The organism is Cellulosimicrobium sp. SL-1 (assembly GCF_011033075.1).
Lineage (GTDB): Bacteria > Actinomycetota > Actinomycetes > Actinomycetales > Cellulomonadaceae > Cellulosimicrobium > Cellulosimicrobium funkei.
On sequence record NZ_JAACJC010000004.1, the window covers coordinates 209,873 to 224,857 of the forward strand.

The 14,985-nt window shown below is 76.6% G+C and carries 16 protein-coding genes; 6 read left to right on the top strand and 10 right to left on the bottom strand.

Going from position 1 to position 14,985, the window contains the following annotated elements; all coding sequences use genetic code 11:
• Positions 1 to 3: 3 nt before the first annotated feature.
• From GWJ10_RS07590 to GWJ10_RS07600, 3 genes are all read left to right on the top strand, one after another.
• On the top strand, positions 4 to 264 hold the full coding sequence (locus GWJ10_RS07590) for a hypothetical protein (RefSeq protein WP_163186584.1): 261 nt from the start codon (positions 4 to 6) through the stop codon (positions 262 to 264).
• Positions 264 to 605 carry a type II toxin-antitoxin system PemK/MazF family toxin gene (locus GWJ10_RS07595; protein ID WP_163186586.1) on the top strand — a complete coding sequence of 114 codons (342 nt, stop codon included), beginning with the start codon at positions 264 to 266 and terminating at the stop codon, positions 603 to 605. Before GWJ10_RS07590 ends, GWJ10_RS07595 begins: the two co-directional genes overlap by 1 nt.
• 329 nt (positions 606 to 934) lie before the next feature.
• The gene (locus tag GWJ10_RS07600; protein ID WP_163186588.1) at positions 935 to 2,860 is read left to right on the top strand and encodes a sigma-70 family RNA polymerase sigma factor; all 1,926 of its coding nucleotides are present in this window, start codon (positions 935 to 937) and stop codon (positions 2,858 to 2,860) included.
• A 27-nt stretch (positions 2,861 to 2,887) separates the two neighbouring features.
• On the opposite strand, the gene GWJ10_RS07605 is transcribed toward GWJ10_RS07600, so the two are convergent.
• From GWJ10_RS07605 to GWJ10_RS07645, 9 genes are all read right to left on the bottom strand, one after another.
• Positions 2,888 to 3,505: a DUF1775 domain-containing protein gene (locus GWJ10_RS07605; RefSeq protein WP_163186590.1), complete on the bottom strand. Its 618-nt coding sequence runs from the start codon at positions 3,503 to 3,505 to the stop codon at positions 2,888 to 2,890.
• Complete coding sequence (locus tag GWJ10_RS07610) at positions 3,502 to 5,214, bottom strand: copper resistance protein CopC (protein WP_163186592.1); 1,713 nt, start codon at positions 5,212 to 5,214, stop codon at positions 3,502 to 3,504. Before GWJ10_RS07610 ends, GWJ10_RS07605 begins: the two co-directional genes overlap by 4 nt.
• 3 nt (positions 5,215 to 5,217) lie before the next feature.
• Positions 5,218 to 5,952 carry a YcnI family protein gene (locus tag GWJ10_RS07615; protein WP_163186594.1) on the bottom strand — a complete coding sequence of 245 codons (735 nt, stop codon included), beginning with the start codon at positions 5,950 to 5,952 and terminating at the stop codon, positions 5,218 to 5,220.
• Between the two features lie 181 nt (positions 5,953 to 6,133).
• Positions 6,134 to 6,670, bottom strand: a complete 537-nt coding sequence (locus tag GWJ10_RS07620; protein WP_137279932.1) for a hypothetical protein — start codon at positions 6,668 to 6,670, stop codon at positions 6,134 to 6,136.
• A gap of 88 nt (positions 6,671 to 6,758) precedes the next feature.
• The gene (locus GWJ10_RS07625; RefSeq protein WP_163186596.1) at positions 6,759 to 7,457 is read right to left on the bottom strand and encodes a copper resistance CopC family protein; all 699 of its coding nucleotides are present in this window, start codon (positions 7,455 to 7,457) and stop codon (positions 6,759 to 6,761) included.
• Between the two features lie 89 nt (positions 7,458 to 7,546).
• Positions 7,547 to 8,218, bottom strand: coding sequence for a hypothetical protein (locus GWJ10_RS07630; RefSeq protein WP_128957648.1), 672 nt, complete (start codon positions 8,216 to 8,218; stop codon positions 7,547 to 7,549).
• A 9-nt stretch (positions 8,219 to 8,227) separates the two neighbouring features.
• Positions 8,228 to 8,725 (bottom strand): hypothetical protein, encoded by a 498-nt coding sequence (locus GWJ10_RS07635; protein ID WP_085386812.1) that lies wholly within the window; start codon positions 8,723 to 8,725, stop codon positions 8,228 to 8,230.
• A 115-nt stretch (positions 8,726 to 8,840) separates the two neighbouring features.
• Positions 8,841 to 9,509 (bottom strand): Pr6Pr family membrane protein, encoded by a 669-nt coding sequence (locus tag GWJ10_RS07640; RefSeq protein ID WP_085386813.1) that lies wholly within the window; start codon positions 9,507 to 9,509, stop codon positions 8,841 to 8,843.
• 184 nt (positions 9,510 to 9,693) lie between these two features.
• A complete protein-coding gene (locus tag GWJ10_RS07645; protein WP_076404113.1) occupies positions 9,694 to 9,897 on the bottom strand; it encodes a cold-shock protein in 204 nt (67 codons plus the stop codon).
• Positions 9,898 to 10,442: 545 nt separating this feature from the next.
• Between GWJ10_RS07645 and GWJ10_RS07650 the strand changes: the two genes are divergently transcribed.
• The 3 genes from GWJ10_RS07650 (at position 10,443) to GWJ10_RS07660 (ending at position 13,783) form a co-directional block, all read left to right on the top strand.
• Positions 10,443 to 11,717 carry an amidohydrolase gene (locus GWJ10_RS07650; RefSeq protein WP_051028465.1) on the top strand — a complete coding sequence of 425 codons (1,275 nt, stop codon included), beginning with the start codon at positions 10,443 to 10,445 and terminating at the stop codon, positions 11,715 to 11,717.
• Between the two features lie 78 nt (positions 11,718 to 11,795).
• The gene (gene gadC / locus GWJ10_RS07655; protein ID WP_163186598.1) at positions 11,796 to 13,310 is read left to right on the top strand and encodes a putative glutamine/gamma-aminobutyrate antiporter GadC; all 1,515 of its coding nucleotides are present in this window, start codon (positions 11,796 to 11,798) and stop codon (positions 13,308 to 13,310) included.
• Between the two features lie 50 nt (positions 13,311 to 13,360).
• On the top strand, positions 13,361 to 13,783 hold the full coding sequence (locus GWJ10_RS07660; protein WP_076403937.1) for a hypothetical protein: 423 nt from the start codon (positions 13,361 to 13,363) through the stop codon (positions 13,781 to 13,783).
• 7 nt (positions 13,784 to 13,790) lie between these two features.
• On the opposite strand, the gene GWJ10_RS07665 is transcribed toward GWJ10_RS07660, so the two are convergent.
• Complete coding sequence (locus GWJ10_RS07665; RefSeq protein WP_163186600.1) at positions 13,791 to 14,984, bottom strand: alpha/beta hydrolase-fold protein; 1,194 nt, start codon at positions 14,982 to 14,984, stop codon at positions 13,791 to 13,793.
• Position 14,985 lies beyond the last annotated feature (1 nt).

Genomic DNA, 14,985 nt, shown 5'->3' on the forward strand with positions numbered 1-14,985 from the left:
CGGGTGAGCACCCGAGACAAGCTGCGGGAGTACGCCGCCGGCCAGGCGGTCACGCTCGACGTCGCGATCGACCGCTTGCTGGCGGAGCACGCCGAGCGCGAGTTCTGGGCGGCGATGGCCAAGCTTGCCCCGCACGAGTACCAGGCCCAGATGCAGGCCGAGGGCCAGTGGCCCGCGGACGACGACTACGGATTGGAGGACCGTATGGCGACTTCTCTACCGTCGGCGCACTCCGCGCCGGCACCGACGCCCAAGGACAGCTGATGCCCTCCTCTCTCCCCCGTCCCGACCAGATCACCCAGGGCCAGATCGTCTGGCTGAGCATGGACCCGACCCAGGGTCGTGAGCAGGCCAAGCACCGCCCGCACCTGGTGCTGTCCCTGCCCTTGACCCACCGCGCGACGCAGATCCTGACCGGAGTGCCGCTGACGTCCACCGACCGTGGGTGGCCGATGCACGTGCAGTGGTCCCCCGGCTCGTTCGCGATGTGCGAGCAGGTGCGCTCGTTCGCCTACCAGCGCATCACCAAGGTCGAGCCCGACGTCCACGACGTGTCCGCGATCCTGCGGACCGTGGACATGCTGTGGGGTCGCGGCATGCCGTGACGACGTGACCTGACCGAGCGGGCCAGGGCCCCGGCCATTCGGCCGGGGCCCTTCTCGTGTGCGGCGACGTCAAGGGGGCCGCTTTCCCCCACGCCTGGCATCCTTCAGACGCGGACCAGCCGCATGGCATGGGGATCGAAAAACAGTGACGCCGGCCATCCAGCCAGACCACGAGCTCGCTATCGAGGACGACGCCGGGGTCGGGCGGGCTTCGAGAGCAGCGCCGTGGGCGAGGCGTACCTCACGCCCGGAACCGCGTCATGATCGCGGCCCTGGAGCGTCTTCCTCCCTGAGGGCCGCCGGACGGAGGCGGCCGGGACGGGAGCGGCGTGCACACGCAGGACCTGACGGAGCTCGGCGACGAGCAGCTCGCCGACGCGGTGCGCGCGGGCCGCGCGGAGGCGTTCGCCGTGCTCTGGGAGCGGCACGCGGCTGCCGGGCGCTCGGCGGCCCGCCGCCTCACGGCGACGTACGACCCGGACGACCTCGTCCAGGAGGCGTACCTGCGCGTGCTCGGCGCGCTGCAGTCCGGCCACGGGCCGACCGGCCCGTTCCGGCCCTACCTCTACACGACGCTGCGCAGCGTCGCGGCGAGCTGGGCTCGCACGCCGGACCCGACGCCCGTCGAGGACGTGCCCGAGGTCGTCGACCCGCGCGACCTGTCGACCGAGGTCCTCGAGCGCTCGGTGACGGTCCGCGCGTTCCGCCGCCTGCCGGAGCGGTGGCAGGCCGTGCTCTGGTACACCGAGGTCGAGGGGATGGAGCCGCGCGAGGCGGCGCCGCTGCTCGGGCTCTCGGCGAGCGCGACCGCCGCGCTCTCCTACCGCGCCCGCGAGGGCCTGCGCCGCGAGTGGCTCCAGGCCCACGTGAGCAGCGACGCGGTGGCCCCCGAGTGCCGCTGGACGGTCGAACGCCTGGGCGACCGCGCGCGCGGGTCGCTGTCGCGCGCCGCGCAGGACCGCGTCGAGGAGCACCTCACCGGGTGCCTGTCGTGCTCGATCCTCGCGGAGGAGGTCGACGACGTCGCCTCGCGCCTGCGCATCGTCCTCCTGCCGCTCGTCCTCGGCGTCCCGGCCGCGGTCGACGCCGCCACGGGCGCGCTCGCGGCGACGGCCGCCGCGCCCGGCACGACGGGCCCGGCGACCGGCGCCACGACGGGCCCGGCGACCGGCGCGACCGGGGGCGGGCCCGCCTGGCCGGCGCCCGGCACCGGGGCGAGAGCCGCCGCCCCGGGGGCCGCGGTCCCCGGTGTCCTGGTCGGCGCGCTCGCCGCGGTGGTCGTGGCGGCCGTCGTCGGCGTGCTGGCCGTGGCGCGGCCGTGGTCCGCCGCCGAGCCGCCCGCCGCAGCCGGGCACCAGTCGTCCGCACCCGGTCTCGCCGCGCCGCTCCCCGTCCTGCCGGACGGCGACCCGGCGGAGAACGGCGCGGACGACGTGCCGCTCGCGACCGAGCCGGACGCCCCCGGCGGGGCGGGCGACCGCCCCGAGCCGCCCGCCGCAGGCGTCGACGCCCCGCCCGCCTCCCGTCCGGACGGGCAGGACGCGCCCGGAGCCGGCGAGACCGTGCCCGAGCCGGCCCCGCCGTCGGTCGAGCCGGCCACGCCGGCCCCGCCGGAGCCCGAGCAGCCCGGTCCGGAGCAACCCGCGCCCGAAGAGCCCGGGCCCGAGGAACCCGCGCCTCCGGCACCCGTCGTCGACGAGGCGCCCCCGGCCGGGACGCTCACCGTCTACCCCGCCCTGCGCGGCAGCGGGGAGCCCGGGGCGCGCGTGCGGGCGCTCGACGCGACGGGAGCGGTCGTCGGCACGACGACCGCCGCCGCCGACGGCCGCTGGGCGCTCGTCGCGACCGGGCTCGGTGCCGCCGGGGAGCACGTGCTCGACGTCGTCCAAGACGTCGACGACGTCGTCTCCGCGTCCGCCGCGCCGCTCGGCCCCTACGTGTTCGACCTCCCGCGCGTGCTGTCGCCGGGCCCCGGCGAGACCGTCCTCGGCGCGCGCGAGACCGCGCCGTGGGAGGACCCGCGCTTCTCCGTCCTCGTGACCTTCGCGGGCGCCGCGGGCCTGGTCGTCGAGGCGTTCGTCGACGGACGCTCGACCGGCAACCTCCACGAGCTCGGCGACGAGCCCGCGGTGCGCCAGGTGCACGGCCTCGCGCCCGGGCCGCACACGTTCGGGATCCGGTTCGTCGAGCCGGCGTCGGACGCCGCCGGGTTCGGGCCGACCGTGAGCGTCGGCTTCACCGTCGCGGGCCCCTGAGCACGGGACCCGCGACGGCTGCGGGCGTCACCCCCGCACGCGCCGCCGGGACCACGCCCCGCCCGCGACGCCGACGACGCCCGCCCCGAGCACGACCGCCCCGACGAGCGGGCCGGTCGGCGTCGGGGAAGCGCCCGGCGCGACGGGCGCGGGTGCGAGCGACGCCGCCGTCGCGACGAACGTGGGTGCCGGACGGGCGCCCGCCGGGTCGGTGTCCGTCCACGCGTACGACGCCCCGGACGGGCACTCCTGCACCGCCGGGAAGACGAACGCCTGCCCAGGCTCGCCCGTCACGCGGACGTCGAGCGTGAAGGCCGCGCGCTCGCCGTCGGGCACGGGCGCGCCCGCCCACGCGACGGCGTCGTCCGTCACCTCGGCGATCCAGCCGGCCGGCTGGCCCGCGTCCAGCGCCTCGACACCCGCGGGCAGGGTGACGCGCAGGGCGTCGGTGGGCTCGCCGTCGCACCCGTGGTCGAACGTGAACGTGAGCCGCGACGTGCCGTCGCCGCGCGGCTCGACCGTCTCGATGAGCACGTGCGCGGCCGCGGGTGCGACCGTGAGCAGGGCGAGCGCCCCGGCGGCGGCCAGGGCGAGGAGGGCGCGCGCACCGCGGTGCGGCCCGGGCGGCCGTCGGTCGGGGGTCATGAGGTCACCTCCACGGGGATGCGGACGATCGGGTTCTCGTACTTGGACGTCCGCACGCTCACCTCGAGCGTCCAGGAGCCGGGCATCGGCAGGTCGAGCGCCGCCTCGTACGCGCCCGGCCCCGTGCGCGTGAGCGGCCGCGAGAACGGGCCGAGCGCCGGGTCGGCGAGCGTCGTCGCCAGCTCCGGCACCGCGACCGGCTCGAACGGCGCCCCGTCGGCGTCGAGCAGCTCGATCTCGAGCGCGTTGACGCCCACGCGCCCCGGCGTGACGCGCGCGCGGAGCGTCCCGTCCCCGAGCTCCTCGACCACCTCGACGCCGGAGGTCGCGGCGCCCTCCGCGGACGGCGCCGCCGGGACGACCGGGCTGCGCGAGACGAGCACGCCCGTCGCGGCGAGCACGAGCACGAGCAGCGCGGCCTCGACCGCGACGGTCCGGCCGAGCCGACGGCGCGCCGTCGTCGCGGTCGTGCCGCCCGCCGCACCGGCACCTCCGGGCCCGGCGACCTCGGGGACGAGCCGGTACCGGTTCCACGCCGCGATGCCGACGAGCACGAGCGCGACGCCGACCTTGACGAGCAGCGTCCGGCCGTACGTCGTCGAGACGAGCGCGTCGAGGGTCCCGAGGATGCGCCACCCGAGGACGGTCCCGGTGACCGCGAGCGCGAGGACGACCCACGCGCCGAGCGCGGAGAACCGCGCCACGGTCACACCCGCGCGGCGGGCGTCCACGTGGGCGGACGGCGCGAGCACGAGCGCGAGCCCGACGACGCCGCCGAGCCACACCGCCCCGGCCGCGACGTGCAGCGCGTCCGCCGTGACGACGAGCCACGCCGGCCCGAAGGTCCGCGTGTGGCCCACGAGCACGAGCGAGCCCAGCGCGAGCGCGGCGGCGCCGAGCACGGTCCCCGCGGGCCACGCGGCCCGGGTCTCGCGCGCGGCCCGGGGCGCGAGCAGCGTCGCGACGACGAGCCCCGCGAGCCCGAGCCCGCCCGCCACGGTGGTGTCGGAGGCGAGGCCCGCGGCCCACGTCGCCGGGTCCGCGAGCGCGCCCAGCCCGCCGCCCGCCTGCCAGGCGGGCGTGAGCGGGACCGCGAGCACGGTCCCGACGGCCGCGACGCCAAGCGCCCCGCGCCGGACGCGCTGGAGCCGCCGTCGCAGCACGGGAGCCGCGCCGGGCGAGACGTGCAGCACGAGGAGCTCGAACGCGACGAGCCCCGCGACGAGGAACGTCCCGGCGTAGACGGCGGCCTGGTCGAGCGCCCGGACGGCGACGAGCGCCGCCGTCGGCTCGGCCACGCGCGCCTCGACCGCGGTCGTGCTCGGCGCGCCGACGGAGAACGTGAACGCCCCCGCCACGGGGTGCGTGTCGAGCGACACGACGCGCCAGCTGACGACGTAGGTGCCGTCGCCGAGGGCCGTGCCGGGCGTGACGACGAGCGCGTCGTCGACCGCGGCGACGTCCACGTCGACGGGGGTGCCGTCGGCCGCGAGGACCGTCGTGCCGCCGGGGACGACCTGGACGGGCTCGTTGAAGGTGAGGGTCAGCGCGTCGGGCGGCGCGTCGAGGACGGTGCCGTCCTGCGGGTCGGTGCCCACGAGGACGGCGTGGGCCGCGGCCGGGCCGCTCGCGAGGATCGCGAGCAGGACCGCGGCCGCGGCACCGACGACGACGGCCACCGCCCGGCGCAGCGCCAGGGGGCGGCCCACGGGTCAGGCCCGCGGGCGCGAGCGCACGAACCCGAGCAGCCCGAGCACGAGGCCCGCCGCCGCGAGGACGAGCGCCGTCCACGTGACCGCGGGGGCCGGGCCGCTCGACGTGCTCGCGGCGGCCTCCGCCTCCTCGCCGTCCGCGGCGGCCGGCTCGGCGGTCGCGTCCGCCGCGGCGTCCTGGGTGCCGTGCGCGTCGCCGCCGGACGCGGCCGTCAGCTCGAACAGCGGGGCGGGCAGGTCGAGCTCCTCGCCGTCCTCGCCGTCCGCCGGGACCTGCACCCAGGCGCTCTCGCCCTCGGCGCACTCCTGCACCGTGGGGAAGACGAGCGTCTCGCCCGCCGCGTCGGGCAGCTTGAGCGACAGCACGAACGCGTCGCGGTAGCCGTCGGGCAGCGGCGCCTTCGCGGTGTACACGACCTCCGCGACGCGCTCGGTGTACTGGCCGCCGTGCCCGTCGTCCACGGGCTCGGCGAGGTCCTCCATGACCTTCACGACGTCCCAGCCGGGGTTGACCGTGGGGGTCACGGTGACGACCTGCTCGGGGACCTGGACGGAGACCTTCGTCGTCGGGGAGTCGCCGCAGCCGTGCGGGACGCCGAACGTCAGGAGGGCGTAGGAGCCCGCCTCGGTCGTGTCGGGCGTGACGGTGACGTGGGCGGACGCGGCGGCCGCGCCGGTCACGACGAGCCCGGTGGTCAGTGCGGCGGCGCCGACGGCGCGCAGGGTCTTTCGCATGGTGGTGCCTTTCGGGGAGAGGTGCGGGGAGAGGGGACGCTGCTCCGGCGGGCACGACGGCGCGCCGCGCCACGGGTCGGCGGAGCCGGCCGGCGGCGGGTAAGCGGTCGCGCGGGCGCGCGGGAGCGGGACGCCGCGAACTCCGTCGGGCGACGGCGTCCGCGGGGGCGTCCGGGAGAGGTCAGGCAGGAAGGGGCGGCCCGCGCCCGGGCGCGGCGCCGCGCACGAGCAGGTCGCGCACCGTCGGCAGCGCACCGACGGCGGGAGGGGCCGCGAGGACGACGACGGGCCGCGGGCGGCCGGGGACCCGGCGTCCTGCGAGCCACGTCCACAGGCGCCACAGCACGGCGTCGCCGTACCGCAGCACGAGCGCGACGGCGAGCGTCGCGACGGCGTGCGCGCCGAGCATCGCGAGCGGCGAGGAGGAGTGCGCGTGCGCGGCGGCGTCGGCCGGGGACAGCGCGGCGCAGCGGTCGAAGACGACGTGCAGCACGAGCTGGCCCGCGCCGAGCAGGCCGAGCAGCCGCGGCAGCCCGACCTCGCGCCGGGTGAGGGGTCGCACGGCCACGGCGGTGAGGACCGCGAGGACCCCGAGCGGGACCGCCCCGGGGTCGGTGCCCCCGGCGAGGCCGTGCGCGACGACGGACAGCCCGACGACCGCGGCGGCGAGCAGCAGCACCCGCACGCCGCGGAGCACCCCTGCTCCGGGCGACGTCACGGACGCACCCTAGCGGGAGAAGGGGCTCCGGCGGCAGGGGCCGGCGCCGCCCTCTCCGCGCGGGAGAGGGCGGCGTGCGCCGGCACGGTCAGCCCTGCGGGTCGTGCGGGGCGCCGTCGTCGGTGCCGGCGTCCGGGCCGGGGCCCCGACGGCGCAGCACGACCACGACGACGACCGCCGCGGCGACGACGAGCGCGCCGAGCCCCACGAGCACCGGCAGCAGCGACGAGGTGCCGTCGTCCGCGGTCTCGGTGGCGTCGGTGGTCGTGGTCGCGGAGGGCTCGGACGTGGTGCCGGTCGTCGGCTCCTCGGTCGCGGTCTCCTCCGGCGTCGCCGTGTCCGTCGCGGGGTCGTCCGTCGCGGGCGCCTCCGGCTGGGCTGCGACGGCGAACGCGAACGTGCCCTCGATCGGGTGCCCGTCGGACGAGACGACGCGCCACGCGACGGTGTACGTGTCGCCGCCGAGCGCGACGGCCGGGTCGAGCGCGTAGGTCGCGGTGCTGCCGTCGATCGTGGGCGCACCCTGCGTGACGACCGTGCCGGCCGAGTCGGAGACGACGACCTGCGGCTCGACGGGGAGCGGCTCGGTGTTGAACGTCAGCGTGATCGCCGCGGGCGGGGCCTCGAGCTGTGCGCCGTCGGCCGGGTCGGAGGTGAGGAGCCGGTCGTGCGCGGACGCCGGGCCGGCCGTGAGCGTCGTGACGGTCGCGGTGAGGCCGAGCGTCAGGGCCGCGGCGGCGAGGAGGGCGAGCAGGGCCGACAGCGGTCGGCGCAGGGAGAGGGTCATGAGGTTCTTCCGTCCGAGGCGCGGCCGGTGGCCGCACGGTGGTGCCCGGGGGCCCGGCCGTCGCCGGGTCGGCCTCGTCGGGTGCCGCGTCAGGACGCGGCGAGGGGGCGCAGCAGTGCTCCCGACGGACCGTGCGCCCGCGGCGGTCCGCGCGTCGGCGCCCGGAGCGACCGCCACACGCCGACGACGCGCACCGGGCGCGCGGGGACGACGCCGCGGCGGCCGAGGACCGCCGCACGGGCCGGGAGCGGGAGCGCGGCGCGCGGGGTCACCCAGGTGAGGAACCGCTCGAGCGCGCGCTCGCCGTGCGCCAGCACGAGGGCGAGCACGACCGTCGCGGCGGCGTGGGCGGCGACCATCCACGCGCCCGACGCCGCGAGGTGCTCCGGGTGCAGCGGGGACGCCGCGCCGTCGGCCGACGGCACCGCGCACACGACCGCGCCCGACGACGCCGCGAGGTGCGCAGCGTGCCCGGCTCCCCCGCCGACGGCGTGGCACGACCCCGGGGTCAGGACGGTGAGCGCCTGGTGGAGCGCGAGCTGCGCACCCCCGAGGAGCACGACGAGCCGGGCGGGCGTGAAGCGCAGGCGGGCGGCCGCCGTCGTGCCGGCGAGCGTGAACGCGGCGAGCGCCGCGAGGACCAGCGGGTCCGGGAGCGCGCCCCCGGCGACGCGGTGCGCGAGCGCCGTCAGCGCGAGCACGAGGGTCGCCACGAGCGCGGCGCGGGCGACGCGCAGCGGACCGACGACCGGGGAGGGCACGAGGACACCCTAGCGGGGCCGTCGCCACAGGCGCCCGAGCCGACGGCGTACGGCCGCGCGGGTGGACTCCGGGAACGACCGCCACGCGGGCCACGCGAACGCCACGGTCCACGCACCCGCACCGCCGAGGAGGACCGCGCCGGTCTCGACGTCGTCACCGGTCGCGGCGTGCTCGACGTCCGGGACCGCCATGACCGTGCCCGCGTCCTGCGGGTCCCGCAGGACGTCGAACGTCCCCGCGTACGGAGCCGGTGCCGGGTGCCACCCCGTCTCGCCGATCTCCTCGCCGTCGGCCCACGCCCCGACGAGGTACACCTCGGCGGGCCCGTGCGGCAGCTCGACGAGGGCGCGCACCGCGTCCACGTCCAGCGTGCTGCCGCGACCGACGGCGATCACGTGCACCTCCGCCCCGCTCGCCGTCGTGAGGACTCCGGTCTCGGCGAGCCTCTCGGCGACCCGCTGGTCGCCGCGGTCCGCTATGACGATCCCGGTGAGCACACCCGTCATGATCAGCCCGACGGTGAACGCACCACGGCTCCACCCCCACCGTGCACGGCGCCGACCACCCCACCGGTCTGACGGACGACGCCTCACCCGTCGGCCCGTGCGGCGCGCGGCACGGTCACGGGCGCTCGCCCGACGCGACGACGTGCATGCTGCGCCCCGCGCGCTCGGGGTACCGGCCGATCGCGGGGCCGGTGGGCAGGAGCCGGTCGAGCCCGACGATCACGAGCCCGAGCACGAGGAAGCCCGCCCCGTAGAGCACGACGTTGACGAGCAGCCCGGTCCAGCCGAGCGCGTCGAGGTCGACGAACCCGTACGGGTACTCGCTGCCGGGGCTGACGAACCCGCGGATCGTCGTGAACGCGAAGTACGCGAGCGGGTACAGGAGCCAGCGCGCGGCGTCGAGGCCGCGCAGGCGCCGGTGCGCGTCGAGCAGGAGGAAGTCGGCGACCACGGCGAGCGGGAGCACCTCGTGCTCGATCTGGCCGTCGGTGAGCCCGAGGAAGACGGCGGGCGCGCCCGGGTCCTCGGGCGCGAGCACGAGCCACGACACGAGGCCCGTGATCGCGGCGAACAGCGTCACGCCGCCCTTCAGCCACCCCGGCGGCTGCCGGCGGCGCAGGAGGGACGCGGCCCCCGCCCAGGCGAAGACGACCGCGATGAGGAAGCCCGTCTGGTTCGTGAAGTAGACGAGGCCCTCGATGTCCCCGTCGCGCCAGATCGCGCGCGTCCCGACGAGGGCGAGGACGACGAGGAACAGCCGGAACAGTCCGACGACGACGTGCATGCGGGCTCCTTCGCGCGCGGTGTGGCTCCGGTCGAGAGCCTAGTCCTCGCGGCCGGGGCACGACCGCCGTCGGGCACCGCCGCGCGCGTCGATGTCCGGGCACGCCGAAGGGCCGCGCACGAGGCGCGGCCCTCCGGTGGAGATCGTCACCCCCGCCGGCGCGAGGCGCCGGGCGGGAGCGGGATCAGAGTGCCTGGATGTTCGTCGCCTGCGGGCCCTTGGGGCCCTGCGTGACGTCGAAGGAGACGCTCTGGTTCTCCTCGAGCGAGCGGTAGCCGCTCGACTGGATCTCGCTGTAGTGGGCGAACACGTCCGCGGTGCCGTCGGAGGGGGCGATGAAGCCGAAGCCCTTCTCCGAGTTGAACCACTTCACGGTGCCTGTAGCCATGGTGTTTTCCTTCGTCGAGACGACCGGCCCACGTGCGCGGGTCCGGGTACCGCGCCCTGCAGGGCGCCGGCGGTTCGGGGTGTGGTCGCGGCGGGAGCCCGCCGGGCGACCGGGCGGGGCGCTCAGATGGCGCCGCGCGTGCTCCAGGGCGGCGACGACGGTCACGGGCCGCGTGAAGCGGTCGTGGACGTGGAAGCCGTCCGGGCGTCGGGTGACCATCCCGGCGTACTCGCCGTCGGCCGTCGCGACCCACAGGTCGTCGTCGGCGCGGCGCAGCACGAGGTCTGGTCCGGGCGTGCCCGCGGCCGCAGGAGCGGTCGCCGGGCGGTCGAGGATGGTGGAAGAAGTGATGTGTTTCTCTGCTCTCGCTCCGCGCGCTTCTGGGGCGGAGATCGTCGTCGGCAGCGTCTGCTGCCCGGCGCCCACGGTCGTGCTTCGATGCCGAGGACCGAAGATCGTCGCGAGACCCTGCTCGCGACCTGGGCGCAGCCCTCACGCTACACCATGGCGTGTGGCGGACGGTCGCCCCGGGCGATGATGGGGGCATGACGACCTCCTCCACCCCCGCCCGCACCGCCCCTCGCACCGCGCGCCGCAGCGTCGCCGTCGTGAACGGCTACGTCGTGCCCGTCGCGTCCGACCCGATCGAGAACGGGACCGTCCTCGTCGAGGACGGGGTCATCACCGCGGTCGGCGCGGACGTCGTCGTGCCCGACGGCGTCCCGACCCTCGACGCGCGCGGCCGCTGGGTGCTGCCCGGCTTCGTCGAGGCGCACGCCCACATGGGCGTCATGGAGGAGGCCGAGGGCTGGGCCGGCAACGACACGAACGAGATGACCGACCCGAACGGCGCGGCGCTGCGTGCGATCGACGCGATCAACGTCGAGGACGAGGGCTTCCGCGACGCGCTGGTCGGCGGCGTGACGAGCGCCGTCGTGAAGCCGGGCTCGGGCAACCCCATCGGCGGGCAGACCGTCGCGATCAAGACGTGGGGCGGCCGCACCGTCGACGAGCAGGTGATCCGCGAGGCGGTCTCCGTGAAGTCGGCGCTCGGCGAGAACCCCAAGCGCGTGTACGGGGACCAGAAGAAGACGCCCTCGACGCGCCTCGGCGTCGCGAAGGTCATCCGTGCCGCGTTCGTCGACGCGCAGAACTACGCCGCGCGGCGTGACGCGGCCGAGGCGAAGGGCGAGCCGTTCGACCGCGACCTCGCGAAGGAGACCCTCGCGCGCGTCCTCGCGGGCGAGCTGTACTGGGACCAGCACACGCACCGCGCCGACGACATCGCGACCGCGCTGCGCCTCGCGGACGAGTTCGGCTACCGGCTCGTCGTCAACCACGGCACCGACGGCGCGGCCGTCGCGGACGTCCTCGCCGAGCGCGACGTGCCGGTGATCTTCGGCCCGCTGTTCACGTCGCGCTCGAAGATCGAGCTGCGCAACCGCGACATCGCGAACCTCGGGGCGCTCGCCCGCGCGGGCGTGCGCGTCGCCATCACGACCGACCACCCCGTCGTGCCGATCAACTTCCTCGTTCACCAGGCGTCGCTCGCGGTCAAGGAGGGCCTCGACCGCGACACCGCGCTGCGCGCACTCACCGTGAACCCCGCGGCCTTCCTCGGTCTCGACGACCGCGTCGGCGCGCTCGCGCCGGGCCTCGACGGGGACGTCGTCGTGTGGTCGGGCGACCCGCTCGACGTGACGTCGCGCGCGGAGCACGTGCTGATCACCGGCACCGAGGTCTACACGTGGGACGCGACGGCCGCCGACGGGCGCGGCGCGGGCCGCGTCGTCGAGCGCGGCGAGCGCTTCCGGGCCTGACGCCGGCCCCGCTCGCCGGTCGCGCGCGGCGTCGCTAGCGTTCCCCCGAGGGCCGTCGCGCCCGCCGAGGGGGACGCCATGGCCCGGACCGCCACCTCGCAGCACCCCGCCCGGCCCGCCGCGGCGACCATCACGGCCACGTCGCTGGTCATGCTCAACGTCGCCGCGGTGGTCAGCCTGCGCGGCCTGCCCGCCGAGGCGGAGTACGGGCTCTCCTCCGCGTTCTACTACCTGCTCGCCGCCGTCTGCTTCCTCGCACCCGTCGCCGTCGTCGCGGCCGAGCTCGCGTCCACGTGGCCCGAGGAGGGCGGCATGTTCCGCTGGGTCGGCGAGGCGTTCGGGAGCAGGTGGGGCTTCCTCGCGATCGCGATGGTGTTCGTCGAGGGCTGCATCTGGTTCCCGACCGTCCTCACGTTCGCCGCCGTCACGCTCGCCTACACCGGGCCCGACGCGCGGTTCGACGAACGGGTCGCCGACGACCGGCTCTTCGTCCTCGCGATCGTGCTCGTCGTGTTCTGGGCCGCGACGCTCATCGCCCTGCGCGGCGCGTCCGCGTTCGCCCGCACCGCGCGCTGGGGCGGGATCGTCGGGACGCTCGTCCCCGCCGCGCTGCTCGTCGGGCTCGGTGCCGCCTACCTCCTCGGCGGCGAGCCGTCCCGGACCACGCTCTCCTGGGGCGCGTTCGTCCCGGACCTCACGCGCCTCGACAACATCGTGCTCGCCGCCGGGATCTTCCTCTTCTACGCGGGCATCGAGGTCAACGCGGTCCACGTGCGCGCGATCCGGCGGCCGGAGCGCACCTACCCGCTCGCGATCCTCGTCGCCGCGCTCGTGGCCGTCGTCGTGCTGACCCTCGGCACGCTGACGATCGCGGTCGTCGTGCCGCAGCAGGACATCAGCCTCACGACGAGCCTGCTCCAGGCGTTCGACCACCTGCTCGCCTGGGCGGGGATCAGCTGGGCCGGGCCGGTCGTCGCGGCGATGCTCGCCGTCGGCGTCCTCGCCGGCGTCACGACGTGGGTCGCCGGTCCCGCCACGGGCCTGCACGCCGTCGCGCGGGCGGGGTTCCTCCCGCGGTGGTTCCACCGGACGAACGACCGCGGCATGGCGACGAACATCCTCCTCGTCCAGGCGCTGGTCGTGACCGTGCTGTCGGTGCTGTTCGTCGTCATGCCCTCCGTGCAGTCCGCGTACCAGCTCCTCAGCCAGCTCACCGTGATCCTCTACCTCGTCGCCTACCTCCTGATGTTCGCCGCGGTCGTCGTGCTGCGCCGCACGCAGCCCGACCGGCCGCGCCCCTACCGGGTGCCGGGGGGCCGCGTCGGGGTCTGGGCGGTCGGCGGGCTCGGGTTCGTCGCGTCGCTGCTCGCGCTCGTCACGAGCTTCGCCCCGCCCGGCCAGGTCGCGGTCGGCAGCCCGACGACGTACGTCGTGCTGCTCGTCGCGCTCGCCCTCGTCTTCGTGGCCCTCCCGCTGCTCCTGTACCGCGCCCGCACACCGGCCTGGCGGGACGACTCGTCGACGTTCGCGCCCTTCACCTGGCAGTCCGCGGACGCCGCACCCGACCGGGGCGGTCCCGACCCGCCGGGGTGACGGGCGAGGTTCCCGTGGCGCGAACCCGCGCGGCGGCGGACCATCGGAACATGCCTACCCGACCCGCTCCCCGCCCTCGCAGCGCCGCGACCGGCCCGGTCGTCGGTCTCGTCGTCCTCGTCGGGGCGCTCGCCGCCTGCTCCGGCCCCGGCCCGGGCGACAAGGACGTCGAGTACGACTCGCTCGACGCGCTCCACCGCGCCGCCACGTCCGCCGGCCTCACGTGCCTGTCGTTCACGACCGAGAGCACGGACAGCGAGGACGTCGAGCTGGGCGCGTGCGACGACACGACGCTCCTCGCCGTGTTCGCCGACGGGATCGCCGAGGACGAGTTCCTCGCGCTCCTGCCGCGTCAGCCCACCGAGGAGGGCGAGGCCGCGCTCGCCGGGCCGAACTGGGTCGTGCTCGGCGACACCGGCGACCTGCTCGAGACCCAGGCGGGCATCGGCGGGCAGTTCCTCACCGACGAGTGACGCGGCGTCAGCCGCCGCCCGCCATCTGCCGCTGCGCGAACACGAGCCCGTACGGGAGCGCGGTCGCGGCCATGGCCCACGTGTGCGTCTGACCGGGCTCCTCGCGGAGCTCGACGGTCTGCCCCTGGTCCTCGAGGTCCTGCGCCATCCGCCGCACCGTGGTGAGCGCCTCCCGCGGCGCGTCCTGCCCGGAGTCGAGGAAGACCGGCATCGGGTGCGTGAACGTCATCGTGGGCAGGTACGTCGTCGGGGTGTTCGCGTCGATCTCCGCCTGCGTCGAGAGCATCGTCCGTTCCGGCCCGGGGCCCGGGTTCCCGTAGGGCTCGATCGCGAGGATCGCCCCGTACAGGTCGAGGTTCCGCAGACCCACGTTGAGCGCGCAGAACCCGCCGGACGACATGCCGCCGAGGACGCGGTGCTCGCGGTCCGCGACCGTCGGGTACGTCGCGTCGACGGTGTCGACGACGGTCGTCGTCAGGTACGTCTCGACCTGCTCGCCGCCCGTCGTCGAGTCGAGACACTCGGTGTCGAGCCCGCCCGGCCCCGTGCCGTTCACCGTGGGGGCGACGACGATCATCGGGTCGACGAGCCCGCGCCGGATGAGCACGTCCATCGTGCGCGGCACCCGCCCGGCGGCGAACCAGCTGCTCGGGTCGTCGGGCGACCCGTGGATGAGGTACACGACCGGGTAGCGGGTCGAGCCCTCGGGGTCGAACCCCGGCGGGAGGTACACCCAGGCGTCCTCGTCCGCGATCTGCTCGGCGGCCGTCCCCGGGATCGCGAGCGTCCGCACCTGGCCCCGGTGCGCGCCGCCCGGCGCGTCGGCCGACAGGTCGGCCAGACCCAGCGCGACGAGCTGCACCCGGGCGGCCCCCCACGTCGGGACGTAGCCGGAGTAGGCGTTGGCGCCGACCGCCAGGCCCAGCACGAGGGACAGCGCGCCGAGCGTCGCGAGGGACGCCGTCGCGACGCGTGAGCGCCACGGTCGGCGCGGGTCCTCGCCCCGGGCCCGCCGCGCGCGCCGCGCCCGGGCGCCGCGCCGTGCGCGCACCACGGCCCACGCCACCGCTCCCGCCCCGAGCACCGTCAGCACGACGGCGACCGGGTAGCTCGTCAGGTACGTCTCGGCGGGCTGCAGCTCGCGCAGCACGGCCGCGGGCAGGGCCGGGTCGGTGTCGGGGACGGGGAGGCCGGTCGCCACG

What these genes read in the sequence shown, in the direction of transcription:
- GWJ10_RS07595 (WP_163186586.1), top strand. Translation starts at nt 264, where the DNA reads ATGCCCTCCTCTCTCCCCCGTCCCGACCAGATCACCCAGGGCCAGATC.
- GWJ10_RS07605 (WP_163186590.1), bottom strand. Translation starts at nt 3,505, where the DNA reads ATGACCCCCGACCGACGGCCGCCCGGGCCGCACCGCGGTGCGCGCGCC.
- GWJ10_RS07615 (WP_163186594.1), bottom strand. Translation starts at nt 5,952, where the DNA reads ATGCGAAAGACCCTGCGCGCCGTCGGCGCCGCCGCACTGACCACCGGG.
- GWJ10_RS07625 (WP_163186596.1), bottom strand. Translation starts at nt 7,457, where the DNA reads ATGACCCTCTCCCTGCGCCGACCGCTGTCGGCCCTGCTCGCCCTCCTC.
- GWJ10_RS07635 (WP_085386812.1), bottom strand. Translation starts at nt 8,725, where the DNA reads ATGACGGGTGTGCTCACCGGGATCGTCATAGCGGACCGCGGCGACCAG.
- GWJ10_RS07640 (WP_085386813.1), bottom strand. Translation starts at nt 9,509, where the DNA reads ATGCACGTCGTCGTCGGACTGTTCCGGCTGTTCCTCGTCGTCCTCGCC.
- GWJ10_RS07645 (WP_076404113.1), bottom strand. Translation starts at nt 9,897, where the DNA reads ATGGCTACAGGCACCGTGAAGTGGTTCAACTCGGAGAAGGGCTTCGGC.
- GWJ10_RS07650 (WP_051028465.1), top strand. Translation starts at nt 10,443, where the DNA reads ATGACGACCTCCTCCACCCCCGCCCGCACCGCCCCTCGCACCGCGCGC.
- gadC (WP_163186598.1), top strand. Translation starts at nt 11,796, where the DNA reads ATGGCCCGGACCGCCACCTCGCAGCACCCCGCCCGGCCCGCCGCGGCG.
- GWJ10_RS07660 (WP_076403937.1), top strand. Translation starts at nt 13,361, where the DNA reads ATGCCTACCCGACCCGCTCCCCGCCCTCGCAGCGCCGCGACCGGCCCG.